Origin of the sequence: Flavobacterium sp. UBA5153 (genome assembly GCA_002413745.1) — a bacterium.
Lineage (GTDB): Bacteria > Bacteroidota > Bacteroidia > Flavobacteriales > Flavobacteriaceae > Flavobacterium.
Genome location: DHXP01000021.1, coordinates 31,110 through 43,751, shown reverse-complemented (window position 1 = coordinate 43,751; position 12,642 = coordinate 31,110). Strand labels below are relative to the sequence as shown.

Here is a 12,642-nt window from a genome sequence, read left to right as displayed (position 1 = left end):
ATTTGAAATAACTAGCGGTATTGTTATCGTTTTCTAGCATAAATTTTGGCAAAACGCAAAGTTACGATTTTGGTTTGTTCTCTCCTATTGATAGAGATTCTTTTGGTGGATTTGTACTGTTTTTTTGCTATATTAGCGGGGGAATAAAAGAGCCATTTTATGATTGGAATGTATAGACTTAGCATTAATAGTCTGAAGAACAAAAAAAATTAACACAACTAATTAAATATTTTAGGAATTATGTCGGAAGTAATTGAAGCTGAAGTTTTACGAAAAGAAGCCAAAAAATCAAATAAATTTTTAAACTTTATTGAGAATGCAATAGCAATTATCTTTTGGCTTTATTTAATTGTAAAATTATTTATTTATGATATAGATTCTTATTTAATAAAGAACTTTTTTCCAAAAGGTGAATGGATAGTTGAATACAAATTTTTTATATTATTATCCATTTTAACTATGTTATTTTTTTTCGGAAAAAAAAACTACGCTGTATTATTGACATTATTCATTATTTTTTATCCTTTCGTTTTGCTCTTTTTTAAAATTCCATTTTTAATATATAAAACAAAAAGTTGGACAATTGCAATTGCTTTCATTAATACAATTATTTCCTTTTTTAATGGTTTTATATATAATTTTTTTGTTTTTTCAATTACTACCATATCATTTTTCTTTCTACTCAAATTTGATAACCCTATTATTTTATACTCAACAATTGTCGTTTTAATAATAACAATTATTGTTATTTATTTTAATAGATTCTTTACAATATTTACACCTTCTTCAATGCATAAAATTCATTTGAAAGGGGTTAATTTTATTATAAAACATACGGAGTTAATGACAACTATTGATGACGAAGTCAAAAACCTTCAAGTAACCGAAATGAATTCAACACAATTACAGAAATGGTCAAATAATTTACAACTGACAGTTATTTTAAATAGGGGTTGTTATTACCTTTCATCAAGATTACAGGAATATCAAAAAAGTAACCTTAATATAATTTTTTACCTTCTCAATTTATTTGCATTATTATTTCTAACAATTTTCTTTTTTAGCGGAATGAATTATGCTTTATATAAAATAGATTACTTATCATTTTCAGGAAGTCAAACAGGAAGTTTTTTTAGTTTTGTTTATTATAGTTTTAACACGATTTTCTTCAGTTCTATACCTGAAATTATTCCGACTACTAATTATGCTCATATTTTAAAAATGCTTGAAATTATTTTTTCCTTTCTTCTAATATCAATTTTCACAGTACTTCTTTTTAATATTAAAGATAAAAAGCATACTGAGGAGTTAGAGAAAATAATACAAGAACTAACAAAACAAGGTCAGCAAGTCGAATCAAGAATAAAGTCTGAATATAGATTGTCAATTAATGATGCGATTGTTGAAGTCGAACGTTTAAAAGGCGGTTTAATAAAATTTATATATTTCTTATCCGAAAATTTAAATCAGAAATAGATGTATTATTAGTAAGATTGATATGGCACAAGAAAGATATTTGAACCAGCCACAAAACATCATATTTTTGTCTTCAATAAAATAAACGATTATGTCTAAAGAACTCACGCCACAATCAAACGAACTCATTTTTTATTCCTCAGCTGATGGAGACGTGAGAATGGAGGTTTTTTTTCAAGAAGAGACTTTTTGGCTCAGCCAAAAGAAAATAGGAGAGCTTTTTGGTAAATCAAAAGCCACTATCAGCGAACATCTGAAAAATGTTTTTGAAACAGGAGAATTAGACGAAAAATCAGTTGTTCGGAAATTCCGAACAACTGCCGAAGACGGTAAATTATACGATACAAATTTCTATAATCTTGACGCTATTATTGCCGTTGGCTACCGTGTAAACAGTTTTCAGGCTACACAATTCCGTATTTGGGCAACTAAAACCTTGAGGGAATTTATAATTAAAGGCTTTGTTTTAGACGACGAACGCTTGAAGCAAGGCAAACGTTTTGGCAAAGATTATTTTGACGAATTATTGGAACGCATTCGAGAAATCCGAGCGAGTGAAAGACGTTTTTATCTAAAAATCTCCGCTATTGTAATACACTGTGTAAGTGTTTATCTGTCATTTCGACCAACGGGAGAAATCACATAACGAGAGCAACAAATGAGATTTCTCCTTCGTCGAAATGACAGAATACGACGAGATTCTTTCTGATAACTTCTCCCTCAAATACTTCCCACTAACCGATTTTTTATACTACCCTAAAAAGGATAACCGATGGCAATATTGAGAATTAGATTTTCTTTTCTCCAAGAGCCACTTCCAAAATCAATAGCATTAATCACCCATCTTTGTCCTTCAGGCAAATAAGGCTTTCTGAGCGGAAATGCCAAATCGGTTCGTAAGATTAAAAAGGAAAAGTCGAAACGCAATCCTGCGCCAGCACCCACTGCAATCTGTTTCATGAAATCTTTCGAGATTTCGGCTCCGGGTTTGTTTGGATCTGCATTCAATAGCCAAATATTTCCAGCATCTACAAATAGGGCACCTTTCATTAAACCGTAAATTCGTGCCCTGTATTCCGTATTAAATTCTAATTTTAAATCAGCAGACTGATCCGGCAAAAAGGAGTTGGAAGTAAGAGGAGCTTGGTAACTTCCAGGTCCAAGCGATCTCGCTCTAAAGGCGCGAATACTATTGGTTCCTCCCACGACAAATTGCTTGGTTGTAGGCAATGTACTTGAATTTCCATACGCAAATCCAGCACCCAGAATAATTCTGCTTGCCAATTTGCTTTCTTTTCCCAGTTTTAAATAATGCCTAAAATCAGCTTTTACTTTAACGTATTGGCTAAACGGAACATCAAATATTTTTATCGTGTCGCCCTGTTTAATATTCGCTCCAGTTAGCAAACCCGTAACATTTCCAGCCAAATCCACTTCTCCATTAAAATAGAAGGTATTTTTTTTACGTTTTAGCATTGTATTCGTGAATGTATACGAATACGTTGGTCCAAAAATTAATTGTTTTTCGATTACTTTTCCCAAAGAGGGATCTGCCAAAATACTTTCCCGATATGCCGCCGTAACATTATTCGGACTTACATAGGTAATATCAACAACATTCAACTGATGTTCTTTTCGGATGTTTTCTTTCCAGATATATCCAAAAGAGGTTTTAAAGGAATTTAAAGCGTAAAGCTGCGTCCTGTTTTGATATTCATATCGCACTGTTGCTTTGGTTCTGGGAACGAATTCGCTGGAACCTTCAATCTTGAATGGCGTAATAAATCTTGGCCAGGTTAAACTGGTTTCTCCTCCCAGTTTAAATATATTATGTCCTTTATTTTGTCCTGAAAGCTGAAACTCGGCTCCGCCAAATACGGATATCGTCAGTAATTCGGCACCTCGAAATACGTTTCGGTTATTCCAGTTTACATTTATTTCTGTACCAGTATAACTGGCTGAATTTGTTTTGCCCAAAACTTCGACTCGGATAAACTTTTTAGGCAAAAGCGTCAGATAATAATAGGCATCCAAAGTGTTTTTTATACTGTCTGAAACTTTGAATTCATTTTTTACAAAGCTAAATGTTCCCAGATTTACAAAACGGTTTAAGGAGAGATTGTGATTTTTTCGATTATAAAGATCTCCTTTTTTAAAATATAATGTTCTGTCAAATATTCTTGGTTTAAAAGTATGCGCCGAATCAATGATTGTGAAGTCTTTATATTGCACAATATCCTCGTTTTTATAAGTAATACTGTCTTTTAAAATCGAAAAATTGGGATACACTACAATCTTGTTTATTTTATAGGCAATTGCGGCTTTATCAGGTGTTTCGTCTTTTATTTTTAATTTAATATTGACCTCATGATCTCCTTTTGTACTATCCACCTGGGCCAAAATAAAATCTGGATTAAAATAATAATATCCCTTTTCCTTAAGCCTGGCATCAATGCGTTCTCTCTCGAGTTTTATAATTTCCAAATCATATGGATTTCCTTCCTTAAGTAAAGTTCTGCGACTCGTTCTGGCAATTGATTTTCCTAAAGCCGAAGAATCTTCCGGAAATTGGACGTTTTTTATTTTGTATTGTCTTTTGGGCCATACGGTATATTCTGCAGTTGCCCTTTTGTTTTTGGCAGTCGAATCAGCGCTAACCCTAGTTTTAAAATAACCCCTGTTTTCTGAAAAATTCCTCAAGACCGCCACGTTATAATCTAAATCGACCTGGCTAAAAAGTACTGGGGCTTCACCGACTTTATTTCTTAACCAATATCTGATTCCTTTAGCTTTTTTAGGTTTTCCAGTCCTATTGTAAACCCACAGTTTAAATCGCAATCCTAGTATTTTTTTATTGGGTTTTGGGCGCAGTATCGCTTCTAATTCTTTCTCCAATGCTTTTCTGTCTTTCTTTTTGATAACTGAATCTTTCACTGTTACAGAACTTCCGGTATACAATAATTCTCCCTCGGCTAAATATTTAGTGTTGCTACATCCAAAAGCAAAAAACAAGGATAGCACTATAAAATATTTTATATATCTAGTTTCCATATTTCTAAGTTTTTTGCTCATTTTCCTCAATTAGTTCTTTCTCTAGATTTTTTTGTTTTTCTTTTTTCGCTTTGAGTTTTCTTTTTTCCTTATTAATCTTTTGTTTCTTGATTATTTCTTTTTCTTGCTCACTGCGATGAAAAAGCTCTCGGAATTTATTATAACTCATCGTAACAATAAAGGCAACTCCTGTCTCTACAACCTGTCCTGCAATAGCAACCTGATATTCATTTTTTCGATAGACTCGAACCATATATCGTCCGTCTCTTGTAAGTTGATAATCTAGTGCAACGTCTCCAGCAATATTGGTAACATCTTCGTTGGCACGTTCCTGGCCTTCCACTCCAAAACTACTTCCTACCGTTACTTTTATTCTGTCATTAAATAGTTTTTTAGAAACACCAACATTCAAATCGGTTCTATTTTCCAAAACTCCGGAAGTATAATTATCGGTCGATTGCAAATCAAATTCCAACTGTACTCCAGAAATTAAATCTGCTGCGAGATCATTTAATTGTTGCGAAAGTATTTTACTTACACTTTGTCTGGCCAATGATTCTGCACTAGTTCCTCCGCTTTCACTTGCAAAAGGATTTTCGCCAATAAAACGGTTTAACAATAAAAGGGCAAAAACCTGTTTGTTTAATTCTGCAGGCTCTTGTCGTAACTGTTCCAGTTTTGCTTGGGAAGCTGTTACAATATCTGATGAAACACCATAATTTCCATCTGGAAGAATAATGTCAAATGTTATTTCAGGTTTCAACAATTCGCCATTCATCTTCAAAACAGTCTGAAACGGAATTTTCTGTTTGTAGGTGTTTCTAACTGTTGGACTTACTGCTCCCAATTGATTTCCAAGTAAATTTATCGGTGCTGTTTCCACTTTATAAATCGCCGTAATTCTCAAAGTTGCCATAGTTGGCTCACCATTCCATGTAATAGAACTTCCTTTTTGAATTTCAAATTTTCGTCGTATCATGTTAAAATTCATCTCATAAGCACCTGAGGAAAACTCATATTTACCTGTTAAAGTAGTTTTTCCTGAAAGATCGATTCCTCCAGTAAGTTCGGCTTCGCCTTTAAGATTAAGATAATCTCCATTCCCTTTGTCAATGACCAAAGTAAGTTCTGCTTCTTTCTCGATCGAAATGTCAACACTAACATCCATGCCAATTAAAGCGGACTGGTTGAGTTTTTTCTTTAGGGCGTCAGTTTGTTTCAGATACAAGTTATCTTCGTCCACAAACTCTACAATTCCTTCCCTGTCGGCAATTGAAGGGTCGGACTGGGGCAAAACAACAGAAAATTTGGTACCTTCAATTATTTTGATGTTTCCGTCAACAATCGGGTTTTCGAACGTTCCATTTATGTTCAATTTTGTATCTAAAAATAAATCCCCATAAAACAAATCATTGTCGGCCTCTTTAGAATGAATCGCTCTAAAATTATTTGCGACAACTCTTAAACCAAAATCAAAATTTCTGAAATTGGTAGAATGAATCGTACCGTTTACCGACAGTTCATTGTCATTTTCATCGTGTAAAGTAAAATTATCAAATGCAATCATTTCATTCTGAAGCCTGATTTTTTCATCAGTGACTTTAAAATAAGAGTTGAATTTTGTGATTCTGAAACCTGTATCATTAAATTTTAATTCACCATCTAATTTTGGTGCAGCGGTATTTCCCGTGATTTTAAAATTTCCGGATAAGTAACCTGCTCCATCAGCAATTTGCCCCAAGCTAAATCCTTGTATGCTTTTGACATTTAACTTGTTCATATTTAAAACTAGGTCAAAACTGCTGTCGTTAATTTTATAAGTTCCTACAAGGGTAACGTCATTGCCTTCGCCGCTGAGCGTAACATTTGTTGCCAGCAAATTATTTGTTTTATTGTCTATTTTTATGGCAATATCACCAACGGGCTCCCCTTTAAAAGCAAATTTGTCAATTTTCAAATCAGAGGTAAAAGTTGGTTTTGCCATCACGTTCTCCACCAAAGCGGAACCATTGATCGAACCTTGCATCAACAATTTGTCTTTTTTGATTATATTCAGAATGGTCTCAATTTTGAAATTCACGAAATCAACCTTCAGTGGCGCATTATTGGGATTCCCTTGTGACTGAATTTTAAGTTCGTTTCCGGAATTCTCCAAATAAAACTTATTGATATAAAGTCGTTTATCTCCAAATTCAATGGCATTTTCGGCATTGATATTCCACTTGTCATAATTGAGTACAAAATTTTTGGCGTCAATTTTTAGTATATTTTTAGCATTGTCACGCCGCCATTCACCGGCAATAAAATACTGTTGTTTCTTACTCGCATCTTTTACTTCCAATGCATACGACAGCACATTGTTTTCCACTTTTCCGGATAAACTGGTAAAGGGAACTTTAATTTGCCCGCTTTCGATAGTGGCCACAGAAAACTGATATTCCAAAGCATTTCCTTTGGCTTCAATATTTATTTTTCCGTCGGAAATCGTGTTATTATTATATACAATTCTCGGAATCGTTCCTTTCACCTCCAATGAATCGGCGACATTATTGTATTTTCCGGAGATGTTTATTGGCTCCAAACTTGTTAATTTCGGAATCAGTTTAAAAAGAATCGGATCGTTATCAACAGACAGTTTAAAAGTGAATCGTTGTTCATCTGATGCAGCATTGGATTTTGGATTACCTAAATCTATATATTTTGACAGTGATTTTTTCACGGCTGCTGCCAAAGTCGTTAGCGTGTATTTTCCGTCAACTTCGGCTTTCAGAAATTGTGATTTAATTTTGATGTTATTTTTTTTATTGTCTGCGAAAGCCACAATTTTAATCGAATCCAGCACAACAACTTCGGCTTCCTGTAAAATCTGAATGTTGGAAAGGAAAATTTTTCCGTTTAAAAAATCAGGATTAGTGTTGGCAATATCAGCATCAATGTTTCCACGCAATTTCATCGGACCAGCGTGAAGATTCAGTTTTTGGAGATCAGCAATATCCAAGTTTAATTTTAATTGTATCGAAGGATATTTGTCTTTTGCATTTCCGTTGGCAACCAAATCAAAATGTAAATTAGGGTCTTTCATTCCAGATTTTACCGCAAAAGATCCGTTTTCGATATGTCCTTTCAAGGTTAAATTTCGATACGTATATTTATTAAAAACTGCTTTTTGGACAATTCCGTCCAGCTCTGCCTGAGCTGTTTTTGGGTTTAATCCTTTCCCTTTTACTTTCGCATTAAGCGTAATTTTCCCTAAAGAATCATTTTTTATCAAGCTGCCTAAATCAAAATCGAGCAAGTACGCCGTCGCATCGTATTTCTCTTGATTTTTAATGCGCTGATCAAACAAGGCTTCTACTTTGGCATTTCCAAAGCTGCTGTTTACCGCTAAATTTGTTTTGAAGTTCTGAATCGAACCTTTAAATTTCCCCGTTAAATTGAACTGTGAAGGAAGCTGGATGTTTTCAGGAACCGTTCCCGCAGGCACCAAAGAAAGAACATCTTTGGACGTGCTTGATAATTTCTTTATATCCAAATCATAATGCGCTTTTTGTGCATCGGGCAAGCCAGTAATTTTACCAGAAACGGAAACTCTCGTGTTTCCAATACCGCTCATTTCAAACAGCGGAATATTAAGGTCTTTTATTTTTCCATTCAAACGGGCATTCAAATACAAAACCGCATTTGGATTGTTTTTAAACAGGTCTTCTTTTGTTAAATAGGGAGCAAACAGTAAAATGTCTTTAAATCCTAGTTTTGATTGACTCAAATTCGCGTCCAAAGTTAGGTCTGCAATATTCTTTTTTAAGTTTGCAATCGATGGATAACCTACTTTGATTCTGTTTTGCAGAAGCGTTTGTGGTGTCTTCAAATACAAATTGTTCAAATACGCATTTTTTGGACCATAGAAGAATGCTGTTTTTAAGGCCTGAATTTCCAAGCCGCTTTTTTCATTTACTGTAAGTGATTTTATATTTCCAGAAATAGTATCATTCGCATAATACAATTTCTCTGCTTTAAAATAGAATTTATCCAAATCAAGATGACTGTAATCAATTCCTTTTGGGATTTGTTTGAAATGCATATCGTCATATTTGAAAGCTATATTTTGCAAATCGACAGCATTTAGTTTTACTTTCCATCCTGTTTGAAGTATTGAAGTAGAATCTAAATTTGGGGTAATAAGTTGTTTGTCATTTACGCCTAATCGCAAATTTCCTTTCCCGTTTTTTAATTCGAAAGTGTCGAAATCCAGCAGCTGCTTATTTAAATCAATTTTGTTAACTGATAATTTTAAATTGCCTAAAATCAAACCCGAACCCAGTTTGGAATCTTTATTGTCGTATGAAATATCAATGTTCGAAAAGCTGATTTTGTCTAGTTTTAAATTGAAATCTTTTCTTTTCGAAATTGTATCCAGCGTATTTACGGATATTTCGGCAATTTTTTCGACTACATCCTGATTCAAAACTAATTTCAAACCATTTAAATCGATATTCGGAATGTCAAAATCCATTTTATCCAAATCAAACTTCTTGAATTTAGTATCAAAGTGGGCGAGTTTTACACGAATATCATTTCTAGAAAAATCATCTTTAAAATTAAAAGTGGCATTTTCGAGATTTACTTTTACAACCGAAATCTTAAATGGTTTACTATTCGGATCGGCGGGTACTTTTGATTCAAAGGCCTTGATAATATAGTCGAAATTAAAAACGCCATCCTTATTTCTGGAAATATTGGCTGTGGCATTTTGTAGGGAAACCGAATTAATCTCCAATTGGCTGCTAAGAAGTTTAAATAAATCGATGTCAGCTTCTAGGCGTTTGCCAATTAATAAAGTATCTTTTTTTTGGTCTTCAAAATAAAATCCTTCCAAAACAATTTCTTTTGGAAAATTAACGGCAATTCGGTCTAAAGAAACTTTGGTTTTAATTTTATTCTGCAAATAGGTTATTGCTTTATCTTTTGCATAATTTTGAATGGAGGGAACCTGAATTAAAATGGTGAAAAGTAGTAAAAACGCAATTATCGAAACAACGCACCAAAGCAGCACTCGTAGTGTTTTTTTTAGAAAATGGATTTGTTTTGTATGCATACGTAAATAAAACTCTTTTAGACTAAATCAGTGTTAATAGAATCAGTATTCTTACTAATTTACAAAATTGTAAAAAATACAACATAATATTTTACATAATTTCGCTTATTTATTGTAAAATTTTGTGTTGTTGAGGTATTTTTCTTACTTATAATAGATTATAAAAAAGGGGAATTCGAATTATATCAACTTCTCCTTCAAGTACTTTGCAGTAATCGATTTTTTTATTTTAATAATTTCTTCGTGAGTTCCTTCGGCGAGTAATTGTCCGCCATTTTCCTAGTTGCGAGATTGGGAGACCGTTGCAGAGCAGTTCGTAATATGCGAGAATATTTCGAATTTTGGTTAGTGAGAAAAAAAAATATCACTCCCGTCAGGACCAGAGTATTAAAAAAAAATATTTTCAAATGTAACAAAATTGAATTATTTTAGACAAATTATAAAAACTGTACTTTCATTAATCCAAACTATTTCAATCCATGAAATTAAAAGTTACACTATTATTTCTAGGTCTAAGTTTATTCGCTTCTGCGCAAGAAAACCTTAGCTATCAAAAACCGTCCAAAACCATTTTAGACTTGGCTGATTACCAAAGAGCACCTTCGGTTTCAATGGATACCAAAAAAGAATATATGCTGTTGTCCTACAGAAATACCTATAAGACATTAGACGATTTAAACCAAGAAGAATTGCGATTGGGTGGCTTAAGAATCAATCCCATAACCAATATTTCAAGTACGGTTACCTATACAACCAACCTCAAATTACGAAAAATACAAGATAAAAACGAAGTTCAGGTTACTGGTTTACCAACAAATCCTCGCATCAGTAATGTAATGTGGTCACCTAATGACAAGAAGATTTTATTTTCGAATACAATTAACACGGGTGTAGAACTTTGGGTTCTGGATGTGGCTTCCGCAAAAGCTACCAAACTAACCGAAGCAACCGTAAATGCAAATCTTGGCAATCCATTCAGTTGGTTCAATGATAACGAAACTATTTTGGTAAAAATGTTGCCAAAAAACAGGGCCGCATTATTGGATGTTAAAAAAGATTTGCCAACTGGGCCAATTATCTCCAATGCAGACGGTGCAAAATCGCAAAACAGAACTTATCCAGATATGTTGAAAAACAAAAATGATGAAATCAATTTTGAAAACATCATTACTTCTGAATTGTATAAAGTAAACCTAAACGGAACAGCAACTTTATTCAAAAATGCCGATATGTATGCTGGAGAAAGAATTTCACCAGACGGTAATTATTTGATGTTAACCACCATTCAAAAACCATTTTCATACATCGTTCCATTGAGTCGTTTCCCGATGAAATCAATTGTTTATGACAAAAATGGTGTTGAAATAAAAACGGTAAATGAAGTGCCTTTGAACGAAATTATGCCAAAAGGTTTTATGGCTGTTCGCAAAGGAAAACGAGAAATGGCTTGGAGAAATGACAAACCAGCTACGTTGTCGTATGTTGTGGCATTGGATGAAGGAGATCAAGCCAATAAAGTAGAGTTTAGAGATGAAGTATTTCTTTGGGAAGCCCCTTTTAGCGCCCAACCGACTTCATTGGTAAAAACACCTCAACGCTATAGTGACATAATCTGGGGAAATGACAACGTTGCCATCGTTTCTGACGAATGGTACGACACCCGAAACACCAAAACCTATTTAATAAATCCATCTGATTTGACTCAAAAACCAAAAGTGATTTCGGATAGAAATTCACAAGATATTTATTCGGATCCAGGTAATTTTGAAACCAAGAAAAACCAATACAATAAATATGTTTTGGCCATCGAAAATGACAATGCGTTCCGTGTAGGAAAAGGTTTTACTAAAGACGGACAATTTCCTTTCATTAATGAATTCAATTTGAAAACACTAGAATCAAACCGACTTTACACTTCACTTTACAAAGACAAAAAAGAAGATTTATTGGAGATTGAAGATTTCAAAAAAGGAACTGTTTTAGTTCAGATTCAGTCTAAAAGTGAATATCCAAATTACTATTTTAGAAACATCAAACAAAAAAATAAGCTTACACCAATCACTGCATTCAAAAATCCATTTGAAAGTATCAAAAATGTGAGCAAAGAAGTCATCAAATACAAACGAAAAGACGGCGTGGAATTATCAGGAACCTTGTATTTGCCAGAAGGATATGACAAGGTCAAAAAAGAAAAATTGCCGTTGTTGATTTGGGCTTATCCATCCGAATTCAAAGATAAAAGCAGTGCGGGTCAAAGTAATCAAAACCCAAATGAATTTACGTTTCCATATTATGGTTCGTTCGTTTATTGGGTAACCAAAGGATATGTGGTTCTTGATGATGCTTCGTTTCCAATTATTGGCGAAGGAACAACAGAGCCTAACGACAATTTCATCAAACAATTAGTTGACAATGCCGAAGCAGCGATAAATGCCGTGGACGCTTTGGGTTACATCAACAAGAAAAAAGTGGCTATTGGAGGCCATTCTTATGGTGCTTTTATGGTAGCAAATTTATTGACCCATTCCAATCTTTTTGCTTGCGGAATCGCCCGAAGCGGAGCTTACAACAGAACTTTGACTCCTTTTGGTTTTCAATCTGAACAACGCAATTATTGGGAAGTTCCTGAAGTTTACAACACGATGTCTCCTTTTATGAATGCCGACAAAATGAAAACACCATTACTATTAGTACACGGTGAAGCCGATAACAATCCGGGAACTTTTACTTTGCAAACAGAACGTTATTTCCAAGCTTTAAAAGGATTAGGAGCTCCAGCCAGAATGGTAATATTACCAAAAGAAGCACACAGTTATGTTGCAAAAGAGAATATTTTGCATTTGCTTTGGGAACAAGATCAATTCTTGGAGAAATATTTAAAAAATTAATTCAAAGAATATTGAATAGGAAAAGCCTTGAAATTAATATGATTTCTGGGCTTTTTATGTTTTTATACCATTACTCATTATATTTTAGTCCAATCGTTCTGGTGTAATGCCGCTGTATATTTCATTTAGTTC

At 33.7% G+C, this 12,642-nt stretch carries 4 protein-coding genes and 1 pseudogene; 3 read left to right on the top strand and 2 right to left on the bottom strand.

The genetic code is table 11. The features are described from left to right. Window positions 1-240: 240 nt before the first annotated feature. Both B2145_RS04740 and B2145_RS04735 read left to right on the top strand, forming a co-directional pair. A complete protein-coding gene (locus B2145_RS04740) occupies window positions 241-1,476 on the top strand; it encodes a hypothetical protein (RefSeq protein ID WP_291098957.1) in 1,236 nt (411 codons plus the stop codon). A gap of 91 nt (window positions 1,477-1,567) precedes the next feature. Beyond that, a pseudogene (locus B2145_RS04735) lies at window positions 1,568-2,077 on the top strand (virulence RhuM family protein); the annotation flags it as partial. A gap of 155 nt (window positions 2,078-2,232) precedes the next feature. Here the strand turns inward: B2145_RS04735 and B2145_RS04730 are convergent. After that, window positions 2,233-4,527, bottom strand: coding sequence for a BamA/TamA family outer membrane protein (locus B2145_RS04730; RefSeq protein WP_291098951.1), 2,295 nt, complete (start codon window positions 4,525-4,527; stop codon window positions 2,233-2,235). A gap of 4 nt (window positions 4,528-4,531) precedes the next feature. Further along, a complete protein-coding gene (locus tag B2145_RS04725) occupies window positions 4,532-9,622 on the bottom strand; it encodes a translocation/assembly module TamB domain-containing protein (protein WP_291098948.1) in 5,091 nt (1,696 codons plus the stop codon). A gap of 479 nt (window positions 9,623-10,101) precedes the next feature. Between B2145_RS04725 and B2145_RS04720 the strand changes: the two genes are divergently transcribed. Beyond that, on the top strand, window positions 10,102-12,510 hold the full coding sequence (locus B2145_RS04720) for an alpha/beta hydrolase family protein (protein WP_291098945.1): 2,409 nt from the start codon (window positions 10,102-10,104) through the stop codon (window positions 12,508-12,510). Window positions 12,511-12,642 lie beyond the last annotated feature (132 nt).

Bases quoted from the DNA above. Each gene is read 5' to 3' on its own strand.
- B2145_RS04740 (WP_291098957.1), top strand. From the start codon at position 241: ATGTCGGAAGTAATTGAAGCTGAAGTTTTACGAAAAGAAGCCAAAAAA.
- B2145_RS04730 (WP_291098951.1), bottom strand. From the start codon at position 4,527: ATGGAAACTAGATATATAAAATATTTTATAGTGCTATCCTTGTTTTTT.
- B2145_RS04725 (WP_291098948.1), bottom strand. From the start codon at position 9,622: ATGCATACAAAACAAATCCATTTTCTAAAAAAAACACTACGAGTGCTG.
- B2145_RS04720 (WP_291098945.1), top strand. From the start codon at position 10,102: ATGAAATTAAAAGTTACACTATTATTTCTAGGTCTAAGTTTATTCGCT.